This is a genomic window from Pseudoalteromonas sp. PAR1 (assembly GCF_947311895.1).
Classification (GTDB): Bacteria; Pseudomonadota; Gammaproteobacteria; order Enterobacterales; family Alteromonadaceae; genus Pseudoalteromonas; species Pseudoalteromonas lipolytica_C.
In genome coordinates this window covers 1-26,398 of record NZ_CAMZMY010000021.1, presented here as the reverse complement: position 1 = coordinate 26,398, position 26,398 = coordinate 1, and the positions used below count along the sequence as shown (strand labels likewise).

The 26,398-nt window shown below is 41.7% G+C and carries 21 protein-coding genes; 18 read left to right on the top strand and 3 right to left on the bottom strand.

Annotation, left to right across the window (positions count from 1 at the left end):
* Positions 1-147: 147 nt before the first annotated feature.
* The 8 genes from QL229_RS15920 to QL229_RS15885 all read left to right on the top strand — a co-directional run bounded on the left by QL229_RS15920 (position 148) and on the right by QL229_RS15885 (position 11,877).
* Positions 148-1,350, top strand: a complete 1,203-nt coding sequence (locus QL229_RS15920; RefSeq protein ID WP_138558541.1) for an efflux RND transporter periplasmic adaptor subunit — start codon at positions 148-150, stop codon at positions 1,348-1,350.
* 14 nt (positions 1,351-1,364) lie between these two features.
* Positions 1,365-4,538, top strand: coding sequence for a multidrug efflux RND transporter permease subunit (locus tag QL229_RS15915; protein ID WP_138558542.1), 3,174 nt, complete (start codon positions 1,365-1,367; stop codon positions 4,536-4,538).
* A gap of 105 nt (positions 4,539-4,643) precedes the next feature.
* On the top strand, positions 4,644-5,237 hold the full coding sequence (locus QL229_RS15910) for a PilZ domain-containing protein (protein WP_135924304.1): 594 nt from the start codon (positions 4,644-4,646) through the stop codon (positions 5,235-5,237).
* Positions 5,238-5,321: 84 nt separating this feature from the next.
* Positions 5,322-6,380: an agmatine deiminase family protein gene (locus tag QL229_RS15905; protein WP_138558543.1), complete on the top strand. Its 1,059-nt coding sequence runs from the start codon at positions 5,322-5,324 to the stop codon at positions 6,378-6,380.
* Positions 6,373-7,266 (top strand): carbon-nitrogen hydrolase, encoded by an 894-nt coding sequence (locus tag QL229_RS15900; RefSeq protein WP_138558544.1) that lies wholly within the window; start codon positions 6,373-6,375, stop codon positions 7,264-7,266. The genes QL229_RS15905 and QL229_RS15900 overlap by 8 nt, the downstream gene beginning before the upstream one ends.
* A 29-nt stretch (positions 7,267-7,295) precedes the next feature.
* On the top strand, positions 7,296-10,769 hold the full coding sequence (gene mfd / locus QL229_RS15895) for a transcription-repair coupling factor (RefSeq protein ID WP_138558545.1): 3,474 nt from the start codon (positions 7,296-7,298) through the stop codon (positions 10,767-10,769).
* Positions 10,769-11,602: a CsiV family protein gene (locus tag QL229_RS15890; RefSeq protein ID WP_138558546.1), complete on the top strand. Its 834-nt coding sequence runs from the start codon at positions 10,769-10,771 to the stop codon at positions 11,600-11,602. Before mfd ends, QL229_RS15890 begins: the two co-directional genes overlap by 1 nt.
* 11 nt (positions 11,603-11,613) lie before the next feature.
* Complete coding sequence (locus tag QL229_RS15885) at positions 11,614-11,877, top strand: outer membrane protein assembly factor BamE (RefSeq protein ID WP_135924299.1); 264 nt, start codon at positions 11,614-11,616, stop codon at positions 11,875-11,877.
* A 37-nt stretch (positions 11,878-11,914) separates the two neighbouring features.
* On the opposite strand, the gene QL229_RS15880 is transcribed toward QL229_RS15885, so the two are convergent.
* The 3 genes from QL229_RS15880 to QL229_RS15870 form a co-directional block, all read right to left on the bottom strand.
* Positions 11,915-13,276 (bottom strand): hypothetical protein, encoded by a 1,362-nt coding sequence (locus QL229_RS15880; protein ID WP_138558547.1) that lies wholly within the window; start codon positions 13,274-13,276, stop codon positions 11,915-11,917.
* A 106-nt stretch (positions 13,277-13,382) separates the two neighbouring features.
* Positions 13,383-15,974, bottom strand: coding sequence for a TonB-dependent receptor (locus tag QL229_RS15875; RefSeq protein WP_135924297.1), 2,592 nt, complete (start codon positions 15,972-15,974; stop codon positions 13,383-13,385).
* 586 nt (positions 15,975-16,560) lie between these two features.
* Positions 16,561-16,977, bottom strand: coding sequence for a hypothetical protein (locus QL229_RS15870; protein ID WP_138558548.1), 417 nt, complete (start codon positions 16,975-16,977; stop codon positions 16,561-16,563).
* A gap of 344 nt (positions 16,978-17,321) precedes the next feature.
* Here QL229_RS15870 and ccoN point away from each other — a divergent pair, with 344 nt between their 5' ends.
* From ccoN to uspE, 10 genes are all read left to right on the top strand, one after another.
* The gene (gene ccoN / locus QL229_RS15865; RefSeq protein WP_036967883.1) at positions 17,322-18,755 is read left to right on the top strand and encodes a cytochrome-c oxidase, cbb3-type subunit I; all 1,434 of its coding nucleotides are present in this window, start codon (positions 17,322-17,324) and stop codon (positions 18,753-18,755) included.
* A gap of 12 nt (positions 18,756-18,767) precedes the next feature.
* On the top strand, positions 18,768-19,442 hold the full coding sequence (gene ccoO, locus QL229_RS15860; RefSeq protein ID WP_135924295.1) for a cytochrome-c oxidase, cbb3-type subunit II: 675 nt from the start codon (positions 18,768-18,770) through the stop codon (positions 19,440-19,442).
* Between the two features lie 5 nt (positions 19,443-19,447).
* Positions 19,448-19,633 (top strand): cbb3-type cytochrome c oxidase subunit 3, encoded by a 186-nt coding sequence (locus tag QL229_RS15855; protein ID WP_054561331.1) that lies wholly within the window; start codon positions 19,448-19,450, stop codon positions 19,631-19,633.
* Complete coding sequence (gene ccoP / locus QL229_RS15850; protein WP_138558549.1) at positions 19,630-20,595, top strand: cytochrome-c oxidase, cbb3-type subunit III; 966 nt, start codon at positions 19,630-19,632, stop codon at positions 20,593-20,595. Before QL229_RS15855 ends, ccoP begins: the two co-directional genes overlap by 4 nt.
* 149 nt (positions 20,596-20,744) lie before the next feature.
* Entirely contained in the window at positions 20,745-21,236 is a 492-nt protein-coding gene (locus tag QL229_RS15845; RefSeq protein ID WP_138558550.1) for a FixH family protein, read from the top strand.
* Between the two features lie 9 nt (positions 21,237-21,245).
* Positions 21,246-23,621 (top strand): heavy metal translocating P-type ATPase, encoded by a 2,376-nt coding sequence (locus QL229_RS15840; RefSeq protein ID WP_281547160.1) that lies wholly within the window; start codon positions 21,246-21,248, stop codon positions 23,619-23,621.
* Positions 23,618-23,785, top strand: a complete 168-nt coding sequence (gene ccoS, locus QL229_RS15835; protein WP_054553052.1) for a cbb3-type cytochrome oxidase assembly protein CcoS — start codon at positions 23,618-23,620, stop codon at positions 23,783-23,785. The genes QL229_RS15840 and ccoS overlap by 4 nt, the downstream gene beginning before the upstream one ends.
* On the top strand, positions 23,778-24,449 hold the full coding sequence (locus QL229_RS15830) for a sulfite exporter TauE/SafE family protein (protein ID WP_138558552.1): 672 nt from the start codon (positions 23,778-23,780) through the stop codon (positions 24,447-24,449). Before ccoS ends, QL229_RS15830 begins: the two co-directional genes overlap by 8 nt.
* A 38-nt stretch (positions 24,450-24,487) precedes the next feature.
* Positions 24,488-25,222: an FNR family transcription factor gene (locus QL229_RS15825; RefSeq protein WP_138558553.1), complete on the top strand. Its 735-nt coding sequence runs from the start codon at positions 24,488-24,490 to the stop codon at positions 25,220-25,222.
* A 102-nt stretch (positions 25,223-25,324) separates the two neighbouring features.
* Positions 25,325-26,248: a universal stress protein UspE gene (uspE, locus tag QL229_RS15820; protein WP_138558554.1), complete on the top strand. Its 924-nt coding sequence runs from the start codon at positions 25,325-25,327 to the stop codon at positions 26,246-26,248.
* The last annotated feature ends 150 nt before the right edge of the window (positions 26,249-26,398 follow it).

Below are 26,398 nucleotides of genomic sequence, written 5' to 3'. Positions count from 1 at the left end.
ATAATCCGAGCAAAAGTAAACTAAAGGGTGTACCTTTTGCTATTTTGGGTATAAACTAATCGGACTTTAAAATTGCATAGGACTGCCTTTGAGTTTTGGATGGCATTTCTTTGCTTACTTGCTTAACAATTGGACTGTGGAGTAAACATGCGTCTGCCTTTCGCACCTGCCAAATTATCTTTATCTGCTTTATTATTGGTTACTGCACCTATACTTTTATCTGCTTGCTCTAAAGCACCGGAGCAGCAAGGTCAAATGCACCCAGCTGCGGTTGCCACAATGACCATGAAAACTGAAGATGTGCCTTTTACTATCGAGCTGCCTGCAACGTTATCTGGTTCAAAAGAAGTCGAAGTTCGTGCTCGCGTTACCGGTATTCTTGAATCACGTAACTTTGAAGAGGGCCAACGTGTAGAGCAAGGCCAATCATTATTCACTATTGATCTTGAACCTTATCAACTTGCGGTTGACCGCGCTCAAGCAGCACTCGATGGCGCAAAAGCAGCTTTAATTCAGGCTGAGCGTGATGTAAAACGTTTAGCAAAGCTACGTGCCGAGAAATCTGTTTCGCAACGTGACTACGATAACGCAAGTTCAGCCAATGATATTGCAAAAACAGATTTAGCCGCAGCAAAAGTTGCCTTAAAAGAAGCGCAACTAAACCTTGAATATGCGCAAGTTAAAGCCCCTGTCGCAGGTGTAATGGGTCGTGAGTTTGTTTCTGAAGGCACTTATGTTTCTGGCCCAGATTTATTATTAACGCAAATGACTCAGTTTGACCCGATTCGCATTCGTTTTGGCTTATCTGAGCGTGAACAATTACAAATGCGTCAAGATGTTAAAAATGGCTCACTCACTTTACCTGAGCAAGGCCACTGGCAAACACAAATCAAATTACAAGACGGTTCTTTATACAGCAAAACCGGTGAAGTTAATTTCTCTGATGTCCGTATTAACCCGAACACAGGTACCAGTGAGTTTCAGGCAATTATCCCTAACCCTGATTTCCAACTTCGCCCGGGGCAATTCGTTCGCGTTGAGTTAAGTGGTGCAGTTCGCAAAAACGCTTTCATCGTGCCACAACGAGCCGTGCTTGATAACGGCACCGGTAAGTTTGTTTATGTAGTAAGCAAAAACGAGCAAGGTATGGATGTTGCGTTACCTGCCCCTGTCACTGTAGGTGAATGGATCAAAAAACCAGAAAACGAGCAATACCAAAATTTTTGGTTGATTCGCAGTGGGTTAAAAGAAGGCGACCAAGTTATTGTTGATGGCATGGCACGTATTTTCTTCCCGGGTATGCCAGTCAATGTTGGCAAACCAACCACTAACTCAAGCCACGCAGAATAAGCACAGGGAGTCTTATGTTTTCTCGTTACTTTATAGACAGACCCATTTTTGCGTTTGTTATATCTATTGTTATTGTGCTTGCGGGCCTTGCTGCGATGCGTAGCTTACCAGTTGCGCAATACCCTGAAATAGCACCACCGGTTGTACAAGTCACCGCGGCCTACCCTGGCGCATCTGCAGGAGTACTCGAACAAACCGTTGCTACACCGATAGAAAATGCCATTACCGGTGTTGAAGGCATGATGTATATGTCATCAACATCAACCAGTGCTGGCTCAACCACAATCGAAGTTACTTTTGAAATTGGTACTGATGTTGACCAAGCCGCTGTAAACGTAAATAACCGTGTAAAACAGGTTGAAGCACGTTTACCTGAAGAAACACGCCGCCAAGGTGTCGTGGTTCAAAAAGGCTCTTCTAGCTTTTTACAAGTGCATGCCTTTTACTCACCAGATGGTACACGCTCGAGTTTATGGACATCTAACTATGTCACTATGAACGTGCTTGACCGTATTAAACGAATTCCTGGTACAACGAGTGTACAAATTTTTGGTGCTAAAGATTATGCTATGCGTATTTGGCTACGCCCTGATGTAATGAGCCAATTAGGAGTTACGGTTGAAGAAATTGCCGGCGCAATCCGCGTACAAAACTCGCAATACGCAGCAGGTAAAATTGGTGCCACACCTACTACGCAATCTCCACAAGAGCTTGTTTATAGTGTTACAGCACAAGGCCGTTTATCTGAGCCTGAGCAGTTTGAAAACATCATTATTCGTTCAAATACTGACGGCAGTAGCTTACGCTTAAAAGACGTTGCCCGCGTTGAGCTCGGTTCGAAGGATTACAACTTCAAAGGGACGATTAACGGTAAAGAAGCGGTACTGTTAGGTATCTTCTTGCAACCTGGTGCTAACGCCCTTGATGTAGCCGAAGAAGTAAACAGTGTTATTGAAGAAATGAAAAGCCAGTTCCCTACCGGTCTTGCTCATTTAACCTCGTACGACACAACCCGCTTTGTTGAGGTATCTATTCGTGAAGTAGTAAAAACACTGCTTGAAGCCATGGTACTGGTATTCTTAGTGGTGTATTTATTCTTACAAAACTGGCGCGCAACGCTTATTCCGACTCTTGCAGTACCGGTTTCACTACTAGGCACATTTGCTGGCATGTATATGCTGGGTTACTCAATTAACTCACTCACCTTATTCGGCATGGTGTTGTCGATTGGTATTGTTGTTGATGATGCCATCGTGGTACTTGAAAACGTTGAACGTATTATGCACGAAGAAGGCCTAGGTGCTCGAGAAGCTGCCGTTAAAGCCATGGGCGAAGTAAGTGGCCCAGTAGTGGCCATTGTTTTAGTACTTTGCTCTGTGTTTGTGCCAATTGCATTTTTAGGTGGCTTAACCGGTGAGTTATTCCGCCAGTTCGCTATTACTATTTCGATTGCTGTGAGTTTATCGGGTATCGTTGCGTTAACGATGACGCCAGCTCTTTGCGTGCTTATTTTAAAACAAGAACACAAACAAACCGCCCGTTTTTTCTTATGGTTTAACGACATGTTTACCAAGATCACTGGCCGTTATGTCGGTGCTGTTGGCTTTATGGTGCGCCGTGGTCTGTTAGGTGTGATCTTAATGACAGGTATGGTTGCTGCTACAATTGGCCTTTGGCAAAACACCCCAGGTTCACTTGTACCAGATGAAGACCAAGGTTATTACATCTCTGCCATCTTCTTACCAGATGGGTCATCACTTGAGCGCACCGAGCAAGTAACACAGCAAGTTGTCAAAGCCGTACAGTCAAACCCAGCGAACGAAAACGTGGTGGCGTTTACAGGTTTTGACTTTATTGGCGGTGGTTACAAAAACAGTGCTGCAACCTTATTCGTGACTCAAAAGCACTGGGATGAGCGTGAAGTTGATACCAAAGCGCTAGTGCAAGAGCTCTTCATGAAAACAGCGGGTATTAAAGAGGCGCTTGTACTTGCCTTTAACCCTCCTGCTATTTTTGGTTTAGGTAACACTGGTGGTTTTGAATTCTACATTCAAAACAAAGGTGATAGCGACCCAGATAAACTACAACATGCAATGCAGTTGATGACAGCTGAAGCCCAAAAAAGCCCTATCATCAGTGGCTTGCAAACACTTTGGCGCCCTGATGCACCACAGCTACGTGTTGATGTGGACCGTGAGCAAGCGCGTGCTATGGGTGTCGAAATTGATGACGCGTTCACTGCCCTTGCGGGTAACTTAGGGACTTATTACGTTAACGACTTCAATAAATTTGGTCGCGCATGGCAAGTACTAATGTCTGCAGACGCTGAATTTAGAATGAAGCCTGATGACATTGGTCGTATCTATGTTAAAAACAACCAAGGTACTATGGTGCCGCTTTCAGCCTTTACCACTATCGAGTATAGCCGTGGCCCTGAAAACCTTAACCGTTATAACAACTTACCAGCAGTTAAACTGATGGGTAATGCAGCACCGGGTTACAGCTCGGGTCAAGCCATTGCTGAGGTAGAACGTATTGCACAAGCAGTACTACCACCTAATATGACCTACGAATGGACAGGCTCTGCATTCCAAGAAAAACGCAGTTCAGGTACCACGGGCATTGCCTTAGGTCTTGCTGTGATCATGGTATTTTTGATTCTAGCAGCTCTTTATGAGCGTTGGTCACTACCGCTTTCAGTCATGCTTGCCCTGCCATTTGGTACATTTGGTGCGCTTATAGCAGTATGGGTTGTCGGTATGACAAACGATGTGTATTTCCAAATTGGTCTTGTCACACTACTTGGTCTTGCCAGCAAAAACGCGATTCTTATCGTTGAATACGCCTTGATGAAACATCAACAAGGTTGGAGCGCAAGTACTGCTGCACTTGAAGCTGCACGTTTACGTTTTAGACCAATTATTATGACCTCTCTAGCCTTCATTTTAGGTGTTGTGCCGTTAGTACTCAGCTCTGGTGCAGGTGCGGGAGCTCGTCATAGTGTTGGTACGGGTGTTATGGGCGGTATGATGGCTGCAACATTCCTTGCGGTATTTTTTGTGCCACTGTTCTTTTATTGGTTAACGGCGCGTAAGTTAACTGAAAAACGCTCAAGACAAGAGCTTGCTGATGAGATAGCAAAACATCACCAGCAAGAACATGTCAAAACCCAAGAGGGTAACCTGTAAAAAATGAAGGGCAAACAATGAGTTTGCCCTTTTTTTTGATTATTTGATTACTAGCAATTTACTGCTTCGAGCGCTAGTATTAAGGAAAGATGTGTGGAGTGCAGCATGAATAATCAAAAATTAGCCGAATTTGAACAATTTTTTCAAATCAACGAGAGCAATCGCGTCAATTTATACGCCGTTGAACCTGAAGCTGTGCCAAAAACCAATGCTGAACTCGAAGCTGATATCCCCGCTTTATTTAAACTTGCTAACGAAGTAAATGAGCTTGAGCAAGCAACCTTACGCCCGCTTAGAAACCTAGGTGATGTTGCACAAGAGCTAGCACTATTTTTACAAGCACAATCACGTAAAATTGATTTAATTATGAGCCATATTTTAGCCTCTGAACAGCCAGAAGATGACGCTAACTATTGCGATAGCTATGGCGGTGGCGGTGTAAAATTAACCTCATCAGAAGTATATGAACTTGGACAGACATTTCGCACTAAATTATTCTTACAACACGAAGCATCTGCCATTTATTGCTATACCGAATTAGTCGCCATTGAAAAATGTGATGATGATAAATACCAATATACCTTATTGTTTACGGCGATTCGTGATGCTGACCAAGATTTAGTCGTAAGAGCGGCCTTACATGCCCAAACTCGCCAACTAAAAAAACGTCAACAAGAAAACAATTCGCAAGACAGTTAAAAATCACGCTTTATCGCGCACAAAAAGCTGACATCTATGGCTAAAATGCTAAACTAGCCCCACCTTAGTTTGTTTATTACCTTCATGAAATTTAGACTTTTACCTGAATGGGCTGAGCAAGATGCCGTCATGCTTACTTGGCCACACCAAGATACTGATTGGGCAGCAAATTTAACTGCTGTTGAGCCTGTGTATGTAGCACTTTGCCAAGCAATAAGCCAACAACAAGATGTTGTTATTGTGGCTCATGATAATGCGCTTAAAGCACATATTGCCGGATTACTTGAAACCGCAAATGTTGATACTAAACGCATTCACTTTGTGGTGACACCCTGTAACGATACTTGGGCACGCGACCATGGTCCATTAACCTGTGCGAATATTGATGACGCAACAGAATTAAAAGTAATGGATTTTATTTTTAATGGTTGGGGCAATAAGTTTGCAAGTGAACTTGATAACCAAATTAACCAAGTGCTTGTAAAGCAAGTTGCAAACCCTAAAAATGGTTATCAGCAAAGTGAACTGGTTCTTGAAGGCGGTGGCGTTGAAATCAACGAACACGGTGTGCTACTTACAACGAGCGAGTGCTTGTTAAACCCAAATCGTAACCCAGAACTTACAAAAGCAGATATAGAAAAATCGCTGTTTGAGCAACTAGGCGCTACGTCGTTTCTTTGGGTTGATCACGGTTACCTTGCGGGTGATGATACCGACAGCCATATTGATACACTGGTACGTTTTGCTCCAAACAACACCCTCGTTTATGTACAGTGTGATGATAAAGATGATGAGCACTTTGCAGCCCTTGATGCAATGGAAAAGCAACTGCAATCATTTAAAACAGCTGAGGGTGAAAACTACTCACTGATTGCCTTACCTTGGCCAAAAGCGGTGTTCAATGAAGATGGTGACAGACTACCTGCCACATACGCTAATTATTTAATTATCAATAAAACCGTTTTGGTACCAATTTATGGTGATGAAAACGACCAACTTGCGCTTGGTCAGGTTGCCAAAGCATACCCAGATCACACTGTGGTGGGTATTAATTGTGTGCCAATTATTCACCAATTTGGCAGCTTACACTGTATTACAATGCAATTACCGCGCGGCTTTTTAGCAGGAATAAACAATGACTAAACCAACGCATTTAAAGGTTGCTCTTGTTCAGCAATCAAACACCGATAATGCTCAAGACAATATGGCAAAATCTATTGCTGGTATTCGTGATGCAGCAAGCCAAGGCGCTAAGCTTATTGTTCTTCAAGAGCTACACCGCAGTTTATATTTTTGCCAAACCGAAGATGTAGACGTTTTTGATTTAGCAGAAACAATTCCAGGTCCAAGCACAGACACCTTAGGCGCACTTGCCAAAGAACTCAATGTGGTGATCGTGTCATCATTATTCGAAAAGCGCGCTACAGGGCTTTATCACAATACTGCTGTGGTACTTGAAACTGACGGCAGCATTGCCGGTAAATACCGTAAAATGCATATTCCTGATGACCCAGGATTTTACGAGAAGTTTTACTTCACACCAGGTGATTTAGGTTTTGAGCCTATTCAAACCTCTGTCGGTAAATTAGGCGTATTAGTGTGTTGGGATCAATGGTTCCCAGAGGCGGCACGCTTAATGGCAATGGCTGGTGCTGAAATTTTAATTTACCCAACAGCCATAGGTTGGGACCCGCGTGATGAAAAAGACGAACAAACTCGTCAAAAAGACGCGTGGGTTATTTCACAACGCGCTCATGCAGTTGCCAATGGTGTACCGGTGATCAGCTGTAACCGTGTTGGCCACGAAAGTGATCCAAGCGGTCAAAGTGAAGGTATTCAATTCTGGGGTAACTCGTTTATCGCGGGCCCTCAAGGTGAAATTTTAGCCGAAGCGAACAACAGCGATGAGCAATTATTGTTTGTAGAATTAGACCAAGCACGTAGTGAAAACATACGTCGAATTTGGCCTTACCTTCGTGATCGTCGTATCGATCACTATCAGGACTTAACGAAGATTTATCGAGACTAAGCAGTAAAAACAGTTTAAAGGAGTAGTAAATGGCGTTTGCGCAATGGGCAGCATTGCCTTGGGTAAAATCTGAAAAAGATAAAATTCAATGGGGACAACTTACCGGTAGCGGGCTTAGCATCGCCATCGCAGAAGGTGTAAAACAACACAACGAGCTGGTTGTGATTGTCACCCCAGATACGCCAAGCGCCCTACGCCTTGAAACTGAACTCGAATTTCTATTGCCTGAAAACCCAGTCATGGTCTTCCCTGACTGGGAAACGCTACCTTATGATCATTTTTCGCCGCATCAAGATATTATTTCAGCGCGCTTAGCCACCTTAAATACCTTAAAAAAAGAACAACAAAGCGTATTAATCGTGCCAGTGTCGACCTTAATGCTGCGTACTGCCCCTGCTTCGTTTATATATGGTTCGACCCTTAACTTTAAAGTGGGCGATACCTTAGATACCCATACACTGCGTGAAAACCTTGAACAAGCAGGCTATTTACATGTACAACAAGTGATGGAGCATGGTGAATACGCGATTCGCGGCTCTATCGTTGACTTATACCCTATGGGTAGCCCTCACCCATTTCGTTTAGACTTTTTTGATGATGAGCTCGACAGCATTCGTTTATTTGATGTTGAAAGCCAACGTTCAGATGAAAAGGTCGACAAAATTGAGTTACTGCCAGCTCACGAATTCCCAACTAACGACGCTGACATTGAGCGTTTTCGTATCAATTATCGTGAACAATTTGGCGCAAGCTCAGAGCAAGACTCAATTTATATGCAGGTTACCAAAGGAACCTGGCCTGCCGGTATCGAATTTTATATGCCACTGTTTTTTGATGGATTGGCAACCATCTTCGATTACTTACCAAGCAATACAACGTTTATGCATTTTGGCGATATTGAACATGCTGCTGATCAGTTTTGGCACGATGTAAATGTTCGCTACGAAAACCGCCGTGTTGATCCACTCAGACCACTTCTTGAGCCAATTAAGTTATATCAAAGCGTTAATGAGCTGTTTGGGGAATTTGCTAAATACGCACGTATTCGTTTATCGCAAGCCAAGTTAGGCACCAAAGCGGGTCATACAAACCTGGCTAGTAAAGAGCTGCCCAATGTTCGTATTGATCATAAGTTACATGAACCGTATCAAGGTTTAATAAACTACGTTACTAGCGAGAAAAAACAAAAAGGCCGCGTACTGCTCTCGGTTGAATCGGACGGCCGCCGCGAATCATTACTTACCTTGTTAAAACCAAGTGGTTTAAAGCTCAAAGAGTTTGAAACTTTTAGCGATTTTACCAATAGTACAAGCGATGTGGGCCTCATCGTTTCGCCACTTGAACAAAGTGTGGTGTTAGACGGTAAACCGCGTTTAACCATTATCACAGAGCAAGAATTATTAGGTATTAAGGTATCGCAGCGTCGACGCCGTAAACACAAATACGAAGCCAGCCAAGATGCGCTTATTCGTAACCTTGCTGAGCTACGCGAAGGCCAACCGATTGTGCACCTTGATCATGGCGTAGGCCGCTATCAAGGCCTTGAAACTATCGATGCTGCCGGTGTGATCACTGAATTTGTTACGATAATCTACGCTAACGAGGCAAAGCTATACGTGCCCGTTTCTGCATTACATATGCTTAGCCGCTATTCTGGTGGCGAAGAAGCCAATGCCCCGCTCCATAAATTGGGCTCCGATGCATGGGAAAAAGCCAAGAAACGTGCCGCTGAAAAAGTCCGTGATGTGGCTGCTGAACTGTTAGATATTTACGCAAAACGCCAAGCTAAACCGGGCAACCAGTTTAAGCTTGATGGCAGTGCATATCGTCAGTTTAGCGACAGCTTCCCATTTGAAGAAACTGACGATCAACGCAACGCCATTGAGTCTGTGCTCGGTGATATGCAAAGTAAGCAAGCAATGGACCGTTTAGTGTGTGGTGATGTAGGCTTTGGTAAAACTGAAGTAGCAATGCGTGCAGCATTTGTAGCCGTAAACGATAACAAGCAAGTTGCGGTGCTGGTACCAACAACACTGCTTGCTCAGCAACATTATGAAAACTTTAAAGACCGTTTTGCTGATTTACCAATTGAGGTCGGTGTTTTATCGCGCTTTAACTCAACCAAAGAGCAAAAAGATACCCTAGATAAAATGGCTGAGGGTAAATTAGATATCGTTATTGGTACACACAAGCTTATTCAACAAGATATAAAATTTAAAGATTTGGGCTTATTAATTGTTGATGAAGAGCACCGCTTTGGTGTGCGTCAAAAAGAAAAAATCAAAGCATTACGTGCCGATGTTGATATTTTAACACTTACAGCAACCCCTATCCCGCGTACCTTAAACATGGCAATGAGTGGTATGCGTGACCTGTCAATTATTGCCACACCACCTGCAAAACGTTTAGCGGTTAAAACCTTTGTTAGACAAAGGGATGCAGAACTAATTCGCGAAGCAATCCTGCGTGAAATTAAACGTGGTGGTCAGGTGTATTTCTTACATAATAATGTTGAAACTATCGACCGTGTTGCTGAAGAAATCAGTGAATGGGTACCCGAAGCCAGTGTTACAACGGCACATGGTCAAATGCGAGAGCGCGAGCTTGAGCAAATTATGAGTGATTTTTATCACCAAAAATATAATGTCATTGTGTGTACCACCATTATCGAAACCGGTATCGATGTACCCACTGCCAACACCATTATTATGGATAGAGCAGATAAACTAGGACTTGCACAACTACATCAGTTACGAGGGCGTGTTGGCCGAAGCCACCACCAAGCGTATGCATACCTTCTAACAGGTAATCCTAAGTCGTTAACAAAAGACGCTGTAAAACGTTTAGAAGCGATAGAATCGCTTGAAGATCTAGGCGCTGGCTTTGCACTTGCTACCCATGATTTAGAGATTCGTGGTGCGGGGGAATTACTTGGTGACGACCAATCAGGGCAAATGCAAACCATTGGTTTTAGTTTGTATATGGAAATGCTTGAGCAAGCCGTTAACGCATTAAAAGAAGGTAAAGAGCCAACCCTTGAGAATCTACTAGGTCAACAGACTGAGGTTGATTTGAAACTACCAGCCTTATTACCTGAAGATTATATTCATGATGTAAATGCTCGTTTAGGAATCTATAAACGCATTGCAAGCTGTGCTAACCTCAACGATATGGACGAATTACAGGTAGAGCTAATAGACCGCTTTGGTCTGCTACCTGATGCCACTAAAAACTTATTTAGTTTGCAGCAATTAAAACTGCAAGCAAGCAATATTGGCATTAAGAAAATTGAAGCAAATCCGAAAGGCGGTTATTTTGAGTTTAGCCAGCATACAAAGGTTAACCCTAGCTTCATTATAGGTTTGATACAAAGTGCACCGCAGGTGTATAAAATGGATGGCGCGAATAAATTGCGCTTTGCGATTAGTGAGGCAAACCCTCGCGAACGCTTAAAAATGGTCACTGCAATGATTGCAGATTTCGAGAAAAAGGTTAGCCATTAATGTTGTTAAGAAATAGTTTTTTGTTGCTGTGTTGCTTATTTACAAGCTCATCGTTTGCAACGAGATGGTTTGAAATTGAAGTACTTATCTATAAACAACGCCCAGCACCTTATTTACAAGAAGATTTTTCTTTAAAGCATGATGAGATTACTGCTAAGCGCGAAAAAGATCTGCTTACTCCAGCTTATACAGCGCAAGCCAGAGAAGAGTGCTTAAATGGCGACAGTCGATTTCAGACTACGACATTTGCAGATGCTATTATTACCTCGAATCCCCACTCTAACGTGTGCGATGAAAGTGTTGATTATTTATCTAGTTATGACGAATTACCCGTAACACCCGTAGTCGAAGCTCGCGACGACACGGATGAAATTTATCTACTCGCGCCCGAGCAGCTACAGTTTATCGAACAAAAAAAGCAACTAGATCGTAAAGGTCTCACGCCGATACTTCACACAGGTTGGCGTTTTCCTGAAATGAGCGAGAGTAAAGCCCCCAGTATTAGATTGTTTTCAGGTGATCACTTTTCACAAGCGCTCGATAGCCAAGTAACTACTGATAATGACTTTATTAATCTAGTTAGCCCTGTACAGCAATATATTCCCGAACAGTTACAAACGATACCGAAGTGGGAATTAGAAGGCTTGATGAAAATATACGTTCGCCATTACCTGTTTATTCATGCTGATTTTGATATTAGTCAGCGTTTAGAGAGTGGCGACTATGAAAAAGCACGTTTTTCACAATTTAAGCGTGTAATAAGTAATGAAATTCATTATTTCGATCACCCTCGCATGGGGATGATTGTACAAATAAGACGTTATAACCATTAATGGAAACTATTATGAAAAAATATATGGCAATTGCTGCTGCAACGGTAGCACTTACTTTAGCTGGCTGTTCAAAAGTTAACTTAGAAAACTATGAAAAAATTAAAATCGGTATGGATAAAGCTGAAGTTGAAGCGATTTTAGGCTCAGCGGATAAGTGCGAAGAAAAAACACTTCATACTAATTGTATTTGGGGTAGCAAAGACAAAAATATCGAAATTACATTAGTTTCAGATAAAGTGTCGCTGTACAGCAAAACAGGTTTAGACGCTAAATAAACCTATCAGGGTGGTAATGTACCACCCTCGTTTCTCTTTATTTAACTGACGTCGAATATATCCTTTCAATATTAACAATTTTGCTGCGATTTAAGGTGATTTTGTAGCGCTGCATCAGTGTTTTTTCATCGTTTTGTGAAAAAACCAATACCATATTTAGTTGATACCTACGCTCAACTGCTTGCTTAGATATTTTATTGCTTTCAAGATGATAAAGTTTACCTTCACCGCGTTTTAAATAACGTGCGAATGGCGCTAAACTAAATTGCATCGTTTGTTGTAGGGTATCGTAACCCGGTAAAAACTCTTTAGCATTAACGTGTGTTTCACTAGCAAAATGTAACCATTGAGAAGCCTGCTTGTTCTGATGGCGACGCTTAGAGAAGATTTGTCTAACCTCTTTGGGAATACGCTTAAAAGCTTCGTATTCTAGCCAAATATACTGACTAGCAATGCGGTCTTTAGTAATACTATTTCTAAATTGAAAACGCCATTTTGGCCGCCCTCTTACTATTGCTCGCCATATAACGCGGGTAATATCCTCTTTGAATATCTCTCGCAGCCCATAAATTACACCTAAAATCAAAATTAAGGTTGCAGTTACCTCAGTAAAGGTTGAACGGGCGTTTAACACAACTAACATTACAAAGGCCATTATAACAGCCGTAACAGATCCCTTCACAATGCGCTTTAAATAGCTATTCAAATGTCGGGTATGACGAGTTAAAACCACACCATGTTCAATCAAACGTTGTAACAGGCGCATTTTATTAGTGATTCGATTGGCATCTTCAAGGGTTGATTGCGAGTTATACTCCTGCTCGTCACGGTAACTATTTTCAGTTTTACAAAACTCTAAGAGCTCGCTGCGCTCTTTTGCAAAATCGCTACTGCGTGGTCCTTCGTCTAGCAACTTTAAAAATGACTGTTCAACATGCCAACTTAAATAGTTATCGGCATTTTTATAAAATGGCAGTAGTTTTTCATCATCTGGTGTGTAACGTCTCAGCTTTTTAAGCAGCCCTTTGGTTTGCTCACATAATTCAATGGCTGCAGGATAAAACTCTTCAGCTTCTTGGTATTTTAAGGTGTCTTTAATATCAGCATTAAGCGCTAAACGAACTTGGTAGCAATATAAGTTTAAATTTTGTCGATAATCTTGCTGCTCACCTTTGTTTTTACTAACAAAGCGACTTCTCACCAAGGGTAAATGAATATTGTTGGCGTTATAAGCTAAATGTGATTTGAAATGGTTATTAAAAAATGACTCTTCACTAAGTGTTTGTGGATTAACACTCATCTCATTAGGGATTGAGAAATACAGATCTAAGCGCTGCTCTGCACGGGGAGTGAGTTCAGGCTCAATAATAAAAGATAGGTTTTCGTCTTGTTTAAGCAATATCACCTCGTTTGTTAAAAGTACCTCTACAGTTTACGCGTTGATAAGCTTTCAGACAATAAAAAAGCCCCGTAAAACGGGGCTTTAATAATCATTTCAAACTAGATTAGAACTTAACGTTCACACCAGCGAAGAAACGACGACCTAGTACATCGTATGTGTACGGGTCAGTGTTTGAGTCATTGTTACCTGAGTAGTAAGGTGCTTGCTTATCGAATAAGTTGTTAACACCTGCAGAGAATGACACTGTGTCGTTCATGATGTATGAACCACTGATGTCGTGGTATACAACAGTACCAACGCTTGGTACTAGACACTCGCTGTCGTCAGCAAGACATGCATAGCTGTCTAGGCCGTCGATCATACGTGCTTGGTATTGTGCATCCCAGTTGTCGCCAGACGCGTTAAGAGTGAAGTTAGACTTAACTTTCGCGTAGCTACCGATACCAGAAGTTACAAGACCTGTGTAATCGATTGTGCTTGTGCCTGAATCAACGATGTACTCATCAAGGATAGTTACATCAAGACCTGTGCGCCAGTTAAGACCTGCAGCTTCAAATGCATACTTGAAGTTTACGTCGTAACCTTTAGTCGATTCGTTACCAATGTTTTGTAATTGGTTGTTGAAGCTAATACGACCAGTGCTTTGGTTGAAGTTGATTGCAGAAGACTGACAAAGTGCAGTATCTTGGTTTTTGTATGAACCTGTAGCAGCGTCAAGACAGTTCTCAACGATGTATTGGTTGTTTACGCTTGAAATTGAGTTTTCGATTTCGATTTCATAGTAGTCAACAGTCATTGAGAAACCATCTAACCACTCTGGAGCGTATACGAAACCAGCTGTTACTGTATCAGCAAGCTCTGGCGTTAATTGGTCATTACCACCCACAGTTACTTCAGCTTGGTCTTGTGCACCAGGGAAGTTAACTTGTTCGAATGAAGGTGATTTACCTTGGTAAAGCTCAGATACTGTAGGAGCACGGAATGCAGTTGAACGAACAGCACGTAGCATTAGTTCGTCGTTTACACGCCAAGTTAAACCTAGTTTCCAAGTCTCATCTGAACCAAATGTGCTGTAGTCAAATGCACGTACAGCTGCGCTTAAGTCAACCATTTGTGCAAATGGTGCATCAGCTAGAAGTGGAACAGCAAATTCTACGTATGCTTCGTTAACGTCGAAACGACCACCTGTTGGTTCAACACGTGGGTCATTTGCAAGACCTTGTGAAGTTAGTGAATCTGGAACGTACCATGCTTTTTCTTCACGACGCTCGATACCTGCAGCGAAACCAACGTAACCAGCAGGAAGTTCCATTACTTCACCATTAAGGCCAGCTGAAAGAACTAATAATTGGCTACCACCTGAGTTGTTTTCAGTGTAGTTGTACTGTGCAAGGTTGCCAGCAGACCAGTCAGCTTGGTTTAGTGGGTTAAACTCACCTTCACCGATTGCATCTTGGATTGAACCCATGTTTAGAAGGTTTGTTGCACGGTCAACTGAATCGTTACGACCGAATACTACTGAAGTATCCCAGCCCCAACCGTTGTCGAATGAACCGTCTAGACCGATTACTGCACGTACTGTGTCAACAACTTGCTCATAACCGCGAGGACCTACGTCTGTCATACGACGACCGTAAGAGATATCTTCTCCGTCAGCAACACCATGAGAAAGAAGTGAATCACCCATAGTTTCTGCATCGTATTTGAAGTCAAACCATACTGGCTGTGGAGCCATTTGTTGAGTTGACCAACGCTTAGAGTAAGTGAATTCAGACACTAGACGCGTTTCATCAGTTACGTCAAAGTGGCCGATACCTGTCAGGTTTAAACGACGCATTGGCGTGTATAGGTAGCTTGTTGCTGAGTAGTTGTATGCATCACCAGCAGCAGTGAAATCATGCCAACCACCATCTGCTTGACCTTGAAGGTCTGCATTTTCAGCCCAAACGTGGCCGAAAGGTGTATAAGAAGAACCACCACAGTAGAAGCTACCGTTGTCGTAATCTTCTTCGATAGGACAATCAGAGAAATCACGATCTGCTTGAGAAGCATCGCCACGGTCAGTGTATTGTAAACCGATTACAACGTTACCACGGTCAAAGCTTGAACCCATTGTGATATCGAAAGACGTTTCGTCTGCATCGCCTTCACCAGTGATAGCACCGTTAAGGTTCATGTCTAGACCTTCGAAGTCGTCTTTTAAGATGATGTTAACAACACCCGCTACCGCGTCAGTACCGTAAACAGCAGATGCGCCGTCTTTTAGTACTTCAACTTGCTTGATCATTGATACTGGGATTGTGTTTAAGTCAACAGTAGATGCTGCACCAGTACCAGAGTTGATCATACGACGACCATTTACTAGTACTAGAGTACGTTGTGCACCAAGACCACGTAGGTCAACACGTGCGTTACCACCTGAACCGTTGTTCACAGCAGGGTTAGTCATTGCACCGCTTGCTGCAGTCATTTTTTGTAAAACGCCATCGATGCTTGATGCACCCATTGCTTTGATGTCATCTGCACCAATTAATGTTACAGGACTAGACGTCTCCATATCGGTACGCTTAATGCGAGAACCTGTAACTTGAATCTTTTCGATTGAATCTGCCGCATCTTCAGCAGCTAATACTTGCATGCTTGAGAACATTGGGATTGCTGATACAACAGCTAAACCAAGAATTGATTTTTTCATGTGAAAACCCTACTTGTTGGAAATTTACCTTAGTTAGGTAGCGCTCGTTATTATTCGAATCACGAGTCAGCGGCAGGCAACTTAGGCCCAGTTAACTGAACGAAAACTGAATGATAGAGCAATAAAAAAACAACCTAAATTTTCAGTTTCCAATTGGGGTAATAAGGTTTCACGATGTATCAATGTTAACAGAAAAAAACACTATAAAATCAGTTTTCTACAATACTTTACAACCAAAAAAAATACGATTGAAATCAATTGCACGAACTTTGTAATCAAGTGTAACTAAGGCCGTATTGAGGCTACAAATGAAATTTTTACAACTTGATCACACATCGTTATAAAAACCGTAAAAGCTTGGTAAGACTGCTAACCATAGTTATTCACTAAAATTAACTAATTAGACAAAGTTAGTCGGTTAATCGCTGTATTGGAGGATGTTTTTTTAGATTTGTTCCAAAACTTTGTGGTTTTCTTGGAATAAGTTAGTTAAATGGCGTCGTTATGTAGGAAAACTAATTTGATGGTGTGTATCACTTAGTCAAATAAACAGTTACTTGGTGATACACATATAAATGTTGCGATATTAAGGTTGGATAGAATCGAAATAATAAAAAAGCGTGTGTGTTTTGTTACTAGCGTCTTGATAGGTCACGGTCATCTTCCATGTCATGACGGGTTCTGAACATGCCCCTACCATTGTATTAGCAGTCCATATTTGTTCAGTGTTAGTAAACTGAACTGGGATGAACCCCATATACATAGATACACCTTCAAGTTTAGCTGAGGGATTTTTGGCATCATCTGGCAACTTCAAGTTAATTGTAAAAGGGGTTTCTGGGCTAACTTTAGAATTACTTAACCAAACTTCTACATTATTAGTAAATTGACATCGGCTATTATTTTCACAGCTTGTACTTGCGCCACCCTCTTCTATACTTTGGTAATCACACGCAGCAGTAAAAATACTGATCAGGAAAACTGGGAGTAAACTAATTCTCACTTTCTTTGCCTGTATAAAATAAAAGCGGATACTAGTCAGGTCATAGATAAAAGACAACTATCCTCGATGGAATAAGCTAATAAAAATACAATCACTGACAAAAAATAACCAACAAAACATCAAAAATTGATTGATGTCATAATTTTATGCAATTGACCTATCTTTTTAAGGTCAAAAATTTTATCATTTCCATCGCAAAAATAAGGGTTTCTCGAGTTTGTTTTCTGAAGCTAACACCTTTTAGCTAGCTTTAGGTAACACACTTGTGAAGTAATAGTAGGCCCCACTTTTATCAAGTGGGTAATTCATTTCTAAAACGCATTAATTGCAGCGGAAGCCAGAAAATGAGCCAAACAGTAGCATCACAAACTGAGTACAATTATAAAGTTGTACGCCAATTCGCTATTATGACAGTGATTTGGGGCATCGTTGGCATGAGTGTTGGGGTTCTGATTGCTGCCCAATTAGCTTGGCCAGCACTTAACTTTGATACACCATGGTTAACTTACTCTCGACTACGTCCGTTACATACGAACGCAGTAATTTTCGCATTTGGTACAAGTGCTCTTTTTGCGACGTCTTATTACGTCGTACAACGTACGTGTCAAACGCGCCTTTTCTCAGATAAACTAGCAGCCTTCACCTTCTGGGGTTGGCAACTTGTTATCGTACTTGCAGCGATCACCTTACCTTTAGGTATCACAAGCTCAAAAGAATACGCAGAACTTGAATGGCCAATCGATATTCTTATCGCCGTTGTTTGGGTTACATACGCAGTTGTATTCTTCGGTACGCTAATCAAGCGTAAAGTATCGCACATCTATGTTGCGAACTGGTTCTACGCTGGTTTCATTATTACTGTTGCCGTTTTACACATTGTAAACAGCATGGCAATTCCAGTTTCACTTACTAAATCATACTCTATCTACGCAGGTGCTGTAGATGCAATGGTTCAGTGGTGGTACGGTCACAACGCTGTTGGTTTCTTATTAACTGCTGGTTTCTTAGGTATGATGTACTACTTCGTACCAAAACAAGCAGGTCGCCCTGTTTACTCTTACCGTTTATCGGTAGTTCACTTCTGGGCACTTGTTTCTTTATATATCTGGGCAGGTCCTCACCATCTACACTACACTGCGCTTCCAGACTGGACGCAAAGCTTAGGTATGGTTATGTCAGTTATCCTATTCGTTCCATCTTGGGGTGGTATGATCAACGGTATCATGACGTTATCAGGTGCATGGCATAAACTACGTACTGACCCAGTACTTCGTTTCTTAGTTGTTTCTCTATCTTTCTACGGTATGTCTACGTTTGAAGGCCCAATGATGGCTATTAAGTCTGTTAATGCGCTTTCACACTACACTGACTGGACTGTAGGTCACGTACACTCAGGTGCACTAGGTTGGGTTGCAATGATTTCTATCGGTGCTATCTATCACCTAATCCCTGCACTATTCTCACAAGGCCGTATGTACAGTGTTAAACTAGTTAACACGCACTTCTGGTTACACACTGTGGGTGTTGTTCTATACATCGTAGCAATGTGGATCTCAGGTGTAATGCAAGGTCTAATGTGGCGTGCAGTGAACTCAGACGGTACGTTAATGTACAGCTTTGTACAGTCATTAGAAGCTTCGTATCCGTTCTATATCATGCGTTTCCTAGGCGGTGTATTCATCGTAACAGGTATGCTAATTATGGCTTACAACGTTTATCGTACTATTGCTGCGAAGAAAGATTCGCTTCAATTAGACGCTGACGCACAATTAGCATAATGGAGTAGCACGATGAGCAATAATAATTCACAAAACAAACACGAAATAGTCGAAAAGAACGTTGGCCTTATGGCTATCTTGACTGTTTTTGCTATCAGCTTTGGTGCATTGGTAGAGATTACACCACTTATGTTCCAAGACGATACGACTAAACCTGTTGATGGCTTACGCCCTCTTACAGCGTTAGAAATGGAAGGCCGCGATATCTATGTACGTGAAGGTTGTTACAACTGTCACTCACAAATGATTCGTCCTTTCCGTGACGAGGTTGAGCGTTATGGTCACTACTCTGTAGCTGGTGAGTCAGTATGGGATCACCCATTCCAATGGGGTTCTAAGCGTACTGGTCCTGACCTAGCTCGTGTTGGTGAGCGTTACTCAGACGATTGGCACCATGCTCACTTAATGGACCCACGTGCTGTGGTTCCTGAGTCAAACATGCCAGCGTTTCCTTGGTTAGATGAAAACAGAGTCGATACAACCCATACTCTTAAAAAGCTTCAAATATTCCGTGATAGCTTCGGAATTGATAAATCAAGCGACCGTTACGACGGTAAAGGTTATGGTAGCGACGAAGAGTTAAAAGCTGACATTGCGAAAATTGAAGCCATGAACGATGGTAAAGGCGCGACTGAAATGCAAGCTCTTATCGCTTACTTACAACAGCTTGGCACACACTTGAAGTAATTATTATGGATTACGGAACATACAGAGGCATTTTAACTCTGGTAATTTTAGTACTGTTTATTGTGATTGTTGTATGGGCATACAGCAAGCGTAGCAAAAGTCGATTTGATAATGCTGCTAATGCCATATTTGAAGATGAAAAAAAACACAACAACACAATCTCTAACGAGGAAAAGGAGTCTGAGAAATGACTAGCTTTTGGAGTATATGGGTTATTGTATTAACCCTTGCGTGTCTTGCTATCATCTTCGGCCTACTTCTGTGGAACTTGAAAAACTACACAGGTGTTAAAGAAGGCGAAAGCTGTGGTCACGAATTTGATGGCATTGAAGAACTAAACAACCCACTACCAAAATGGTGGACTTACATGTTCTTCGCGACATTTGTATGGTCTGTTTATTACCTTGCAGCTTACCCAGGTTTAGGTAATTGGGAAGGTTTAGGTAAATGGACAAGTTCTAACCAAGGTATTACTTCTTTAGCTGAGTCTAAAGAAGCAATTGAACAAGCATTAGCTAATGGTGAGAACGTTCAATTAGACCAAGAGTTTATTGCAGCAGATGAGCGTTTTGGCCCAATCTTTGAGTCATACGCGAAGCAAGATATTGAAGCACTTGTAAAAGACGAAAAAGCGCTTGAAATTGGTCAACGTTTATTCTCTCAAAACTGTGCTCAGTGTCATGGTTCAGATGCACGTGGTGGTTTAGGCTTCCCTAACCTAACTGATAAAGATTGGTTATATGGTGGTACACCAGACAAAATCAAAGAAACACTTCTTTATGGTCGTGTTGCTGCGATGCCACCTTGGGGTGATGCACTTGGTGAGCAAGGTATTAAAGAAATGACTGCTCACGTACTAAGCTTATCTGGCCGTACTGTAAACCAAAAAGATGCTGAAGCAGGTGCTGCGAAGTTCGCAATGTGTGCAGCGTGTCACGGTGCTGACGGTAAAGGTTCAGTTGCACATAACTTACCATTTGGTGCACCTAACCTAACTGATAACATCTGGTTGTATGGTGGCTCTAAACGTGCTGTTGAAGAAACACTTAGAAATGGCCGTGCCGGTGTAATGCCAGCATGGAAGGACATTCTAGGTGAAGATAAAGTACACCTATTAACAGCGTACGTTTACAGCTTATCGCAAGATAAATAACCACGTCGTTAATAAAATGTATAAACAATTAATCTTTTAATTCAATAGATTAATTAAGATCAAAAAAGCCTCCATCTGGAGGCTTTTTTTTAGTCTTTTGCTTTTAGATCCGATAAAATGCGTACAACATTTTTTAAGGTATAAGTACTATGAAACCGACTCCTTGGTATAAAAACTTTTGGCCATGGTTTTTAATCTCCTTCCCGCTTGCTGCAATTATCGGCTGTTTTGGTCTAATTTATATGGCTATTGGCAATGGCCCTGATATGGTTGTTGATGACTACTATAAAAAAGGCAAGGCAATTAACCTTGAACTCAGTAAATTCAATAAAGCCAAAGCACTATATCTGCATGGTGATTTAGACGTAACTGATGATAAAGTTAGCTTTAAGTTTACTAAAGGTGATGCAAGCCAAGTTCACTCTTTAAAAATGTCATTTTATCATCGCACCATTAAAGCCAATGACTTCAATGTTAGTTTAATGAAAAACGCTCATGGTGACTTTACAGCCCTACTCGACACTCACGTTGACGGTGCATACACAGTGTTTATTGAACCTATCGATAATAGTTGGAAGTTAAAAGAAGACATTACTCTTCCTACTGATAAAACAATTTCGATTAGCCCTGAATATAAGTAGTAAACTCAAATGTCCGATAATTGCTTTCATTGTCTTGAAAGTGTGCCAAAAGGCTTTAATGCGACTGTCGAAATAGACGGTAAGGCACAACCTATGTGTTGTATTGGTTGCCAAACGGTTGCTGAGAATATCGTCGCCCAAGGCATGACCGATTACTATAAGTTTAGAACTGTGCGCTCTGGTAAAGTAGAACAACTTGTTCCAGAGCAGCTTGAGTTAATTAAGAGCTACGATAACGAAGATATACAAGATGAGTTTATTTCAGCCACAAATGACTTATCAGAAGTGCTTCTTACCGTCGAAGGTATCACCTGTGCTGCCTGTGCTTGGTTAATCGAGAAACAATTACTCAATTTAAAAGCAATTAAGCGTGTGGATGCAAATACATCGACTAATCGTGCGATGATCCAATGGGATAAATCGGTTACTCCACTTAGCCAAATTATCACTTCATTACACGAAATCGGCTATAAAGCTTACCCGTTTCAGGCTGATCTTGAAGCGAGTCAAAAACAACAAGCCGCTAAAGCCTATATCCGCCGATTAGGTGTTGCAGGTCTGATGACTATGCAAGTAATGATGTTCGCTTTTGCCATGTATTTTGGCATGTTCTCGGGCATGGAAGAAAACTTTGAACAGTATTTCCGCTGGATAAGCTTAGTTCTTGCTTCGCCGGTTATTTTATACAGCGCCCTGCCGTTCTTAACCAATGCAATTAATGGTTTAAAAGCCAAACAGCTCAATATGGACTTACCCGTATCTTTAGCGATTTTTGGTGCTTATGGTGCGAGCTGCTATGCCACATTAATGTCGGTTGGCGAAGTTTATTTTGAATCTATCTGTATGTTTACCTTCTTATTATTACTGGGTAAATATTTAGAATTTAGAGCCCGTTTAAAAGCCAGTGAATTTACTGCTAACTTACAAAAACTTTTGCCTTTAACTGCACGAATTATCAATAGCGATAATCAAGAATCAATTATTGCTGCTAAAAAGCTTAAATTAGGCGATGTTGTTTTAATTAAAGCAGGCGAAACCATTCCTGCTGATGGTGTTGTGATCAAAGGTAAAACAACTGTTGATGAAGCCATGATGACAGGCGAGCATCAGCCAGTTAATAAATTTATCAGCCATCAGGTTTACGCTGGTACTATTAACCACGATGGCGTGATCAGTATTGAGATCAACAAAATCGGCCAAAATACGCTGCTTAATCAAATTATTAAGTTACAACACACAGCATTAACCAAACGCCCTCGATTAGTTGAGATCACAGATAAAGTCGCGCAGTGGTTTGTTGCGTGTTTATTACTGTTTGCCTCCATTACAGCGATTGGCTGGTATCAAATAGAGCCTGAGCATGCTTTTTGGGTTACTATTTCGGTGCTTGTTGCAACCTGCCCTTGCGCCCTTAGTTTAGCGATTCCAACTGCCCTAACCTGTGCCGTAGCCAGCCTTACAAAGCGTGGCATTTTAATTAAACAAGCCCATGTTTTAGAAACGCTACCACAATTAACAGATATCGCCTTCGATAAAACAGGTACTTTAACGCAGGGTCGTTTCACTATTGAGCGTGTTGAAATGGTCAGCAGCCATTATAGTGAAGCTGATGCATTACGATTAGCAGCGCAACTTGAAAGCTTCTCAGAACACCCAATTGCTAATGCGTTTGCAACTTACAACGACACGGTTAACCCTATCGAAAATGTCACAATCGAACCGGGTAAAGGTATTACAGCAGAGCTTAATAAACAGCACCTAGCGATAGGTAAAAGCGGCTGGTTTGATACCGAAAAAGCAGATGCACAAGCAACCTTGTATGTCGATAAACAAGTAGTTGCGCGCTTTTATCTCGCCGATAGCTTACGTAACAACGCAGAAAAACTAATCACAGAGCTGCACTCTCAACAAATAAAGTGTCACATGTTAACGGGTGATGCATCAAACAGTGGTGAGCGAATCGCAAAACAGTTAAATTTAGATACCGTGCATGCAGCATGTAGCCCTCGCGACAAACAAACTCATGTTGAAGCACTCGCAAACAAAGGCGCCATCGTTGCCATGGTGGGTGATGGAGTAAATGATAGCCCAGTATTTGCCAGTGCCCATTTATCTATTGCAATGGAAACAGGCGCTGATATTTCCAAAAATAGTGCTGATGTGGTATTACTCAATAGTGATCTAACCGCCATCGAGCATTTGCTCACAGTGTCGAAAAAGACGCGCCGTATTGTTAAGCAAAACTTGGCACTATCACTTATTTACAATGGTTCGATTTTACCACTGGCAGCCCTTGGGCTTGTTGCTCCTTGGATGGCCGTCATCGGTATGTCTGCAAGCTCCATTTTGGTTATTACCAACTCATTAAGGTTATTAAAACTATGAGTATCATCTACATGCTTATCCCGATTGCCATATTATTTGTGCTAATTGCTATTGGGGTGTTCTTTTGGGCTGTAAAGAGCGAACAATTTTCTGATTTAAACAAACAGGGCCACAGTATCCTGTTCGAAGACGATAAAGAGCAGCACAACAAAAGTAATGATTGATCCGCTGTTTATTAGTGCATTTGTAATGGGTTTGCTAGGCAGTGGTCACTGTCTAGCTATGTGTGGTGGCATTGCCAGTAGTTTACAACTTGCTGCTAACAAAAACCGCGCAGTCAGTTTTTCTGTTGCTTATAATCTAGGACGTGCGCTTAGTTACATGCTTGCAGGTGCCTTAGTCGCTGGAATTAGCAGCCGCTTTGCAGCGCAAAATACCACTATTTCTATAGCATTATCGTTTTTAAGTGGCATTTTTATGCTCCTTGTTGGGGTTTATATTATGCGCCTAGCGGCGACCCTACAGTGGTTAGAAAAACTAGGAAAAACCCTAGTATGGAAGCATTTAGCTAAGCTCAATCGTTATTTATTACCGGTCGATACAACACCTAAAGCCCTACTCTATGGCGCTTTATGGGGTTGGTTGCCCTGCGGATTAGTTTATTCAGCACTGACTTGGGCTCTCACCAGTCCATCAGCACTACATGGGGCTGGGGTAATGTTATTTTTCGCGTTAGGAACCTTTCCTGCGATGATAAGCGTAGGTCTAGTCAGTCAAAAAATAAACGCTATTTTCAACCATGTTTGGACTAGGGTTATTCTAGGCAGCGTAATAATATGGTACGGTATATACTTATTAATTATAGCAACCGATAAGCTAGTTCATTAATCTTACGCGTTGTTAACTTATTTGAATGGATTTGATGTATGGACTTCTCACAAAACAAGTCAAAAGGCTTATGCACAATTAGCTGTAATAATTGCAGTATTAGCCAGCTATGTTTGCCATTTTCATTAAACGGTCAAGAAATGGATCGTCTTGATGAAATCATCGAGCGCAAAAAACCACTGCACAAAGGTGACTTTTTATTTGAGTCTGGTGAAAGCTTAAATGCGATATATGCGGTGCGCTCAGGTTCGTTTAAATCTTACACGTTATCTGAGCAAGGCGATGAGCAAATTACTGGTTTTCATTTAGCTGGTGATTTAGTCGGTTTCGATGCAATTAACAAAATGGCTCATCAAAGCTTCTCGCAAGCACTTGAAACCTCAATGGTATGTGAAATTCCATTCGATACCCTCGATGATTTAGCAGGTAAATTACCAAAGCTACGCCAACAAATTATGCGTTTAATGAGTAATGAAATTAACTATGACCAAGAAATGTTATTGTTACTCAATAAAAAGTCAGCTGAAGAGCGCCTAGCGAGTTTTATCTATAATCTTGCAGAGCGTTTCGGTGAGCGCGGTTTTTCGCGTAAAGAATTCCGTTTAACCATGACACGTGGCGAGATCGGTAACTATTTAGGCCTTACTGTTGAAACAATTAGTCGCCTTTTAAGCCGCTTCCAAAAAGCTGGTTTTATTAAGGTTGAAGGTAAATTTATCACCATTTTGGACCAGCAATCACTTGCAACAACAGCAGCGATTAAATGTAAGTAGAGTTTGATTTAAAGCAACTTTCTATTGTTTGCCCCTTTAACTGTTCTAAATTTAGGTTACACTCAAAGTACTACTTTTTGCGGAACAGTTAAGGAGCAGCACATGGACGCAATTAAACGAATTTTAGCAGTTATAGACCCAACCAAAGAGCAGCAACACAGTTTAAGCCGCTCAATTGATCTAGCCAAAAAATCTGGCGCGACCATCACCGCTTTCCTCAGTATCTACGACTTCTCTTACGAAATGACCACGATGCTTTCTGCTGATGAGCGTGAAGCGATGCGTGAGGCAGTAATCAAAGATCGCCAAGCATGGCTAAACGAGCAAATTGCACTTTATCCTGAGCTTACCATTGATAGCTGTGTTGTTTGGCATAACCGTCCTTACGAGGCAATCATTAATACTGTTATTAATGACGGCTATGATTTAGTCGTAAAAGGTACCCATCAACACGATACGCTTAAATCAGTTATCTTCACGCCAACTGACTGGCACCTAATTCGCAAGTGCCCTGCTCCAGTTTTACTTGTTAAAGAAAAAGAGTGGCCAGCACAAGGTAATATTCTTGCAGCAGTGAACGCGGTAAGTGAAAACGAACAACACCTTGAACTTAACAAACGTATTATTAATGATGCTCGCTTCATTTGTGATTTAGCGAATGCCACTCTTAACCTTGTGAATGCATACCCTGCAACTCCGGTTAACATTGCTATTGAAATTCCTGAGTTTAACCCGGGTGTTTATAACGAATCAGTTAAGAAACATCACTTTGAATCAACGCTTTCGTTAGCTGAAGGGTTTAATATTGATAAAGCTCATTGCCACATTGAAGAAGGCTTACCAGAAGATGTCATTCCTGATGTTGCTGCACGGTTAAACAGCGAATTAGTTGTGATTGGTACTGTTGGTCGCACCGGGTTAAGCGCGGCGCTTGTCGGTAACACTGCAGAGCATGTCATTGATAGTCTTGATTGTGATGTATTAGCGTTAAAACCAGACGGCTACGTCAGTCCTCTTGCTAAATAACATTTTTAAAACGCATTAAAAAAGCCCCATTTCGGGGCTTTTTTTATACCAATTCGCTTAAGTATTATTGCGGATTAATGGAATGGACTCTCTCCACTCCCCAACGGCGTCATAATGCGCCATAGTAGTTTGGGGTAAGTTTTAGCTTAA

Coding starts and splice junctions, on each gene's coding strand:
- QL229_RS15920 (WP_138558541.1), top strand. CDS start 148: ATGCGTCTGCCTTTCGCACCTGCCAAATTATCTTTATCTGCTTTATTA.
- QL229_RS15915 (WP_138558542.1), top strand. CDS start 1,365: ATGTTTTCTCGTTACTTTATAGACAGACCCATTTTTGCGTTTGTTATA.
- QL229_RS15910 (WP_135924304.1), top strand. CDS start 4,644: ATGAATAATCAAAAATTAGCCGAATTTGAACAATTTTTTCAAATCAAC.
- QL229_RS15905 (WP_138558543.1), top strand. CDS start 5,322: ATGAAATTTAGACTTTTACCTGAATGGGCTGAGCAAGATGCCGTCATG.
- QL229_RS15900 (WP_138558544.1), top strand. CDS start 6,373: ATGACTAAACCAACGCATTTAAAGGTTGCTCTTGTTCAGCAATCAAAC.
- mfd (WP_138558545.1), top strand. CDS start 7,296: ATGGCGTTTGCGCAATGGGCAGCATTGCCTTGGGTAAAATCTGAAAAA.
- QL229_RS15890 (WP_138558546.1), top strand. CDS start 10,769: ATGTTGTTAAGAAATAGTTTTTTGTTGCTGTGTTGCTTATTTACAAGC.
- QL229_RS15885 (WP_135924299.1), top strand. CDS start 11,614: ATGAAAAAATATATGGCAATTGCTGCTGCAACGGTAGCACTTACTTTA.
- QL229_RS15875 (WP_135924297.1), bottom strand. CDS start 15,974: ATGAAAAAATCAATTCTTGGTTTAGCTGTTGTATCAGCAATCCCAATG.
- ccoN (WP_036967883.1), top strand. CDS start 17,322: ATGAGCCAAACAGTAGCATCACAAACTGAGTACAATTATAAAGTTGTA.
- ccoO (WP_135924295.1), top strand. CDS start 18,768: ATGAGCAATAATAATTCACAAAACAAACACGAAATAGTCGAAAAGAAC.
- QL229_RS15855 (WP_054561331.1), top strand. CDS start 19,448: ATGGATTACGGAACATACAGAGGCATTTTAACTCTGGTAATTTTAGTA.
- ccoP (WP_138558549.1), top strand. CDS start 19,630: ATGACTAGCTTTTGGAGTATATGGGTTATTGTATTAACCCTTGCGTGT.
- QL229_RS15845 (WP_138558550.1), top strand. CDS start 20,745: ATGAAACCGACTCCTTGGTATAAAAACTTTTGGCCATGGTTTTTAATC.
- QL229_RS15840 (WP_281547160.1), top strand. CDS start 21,246: ATGTCCGATAATTGCTTTCATTGTCTTGAAAGTGTGCCAAAAGGCTTT.
- ccoS (WP_054553052.1), top strand. CDS start 23,618: ATGAGTATCATCTACATGCTTATCCCGATTGCCATATTATTTGTGCTA.
- QL229_RS15830 (WP_138558552.1), top strand. CDS start 23,778: ATGATTGATCCGCTGTTTATTAGTGCATTTGTAATGGGTTTGCTAGGC.
- QL229_RS15825 (WP_138558553.1), top strand. CDS start 24,488: ATGGACTTCTCACAAAACAAGTCAAAAGGCTTATGCACAATTAGCTGT.
- uspE (WP_138558554.1), top strand. CDS start 25,325: ATGGACGCAATTAAACGAATTTTAGCAGTTATAGACCCAACCAAAGAG.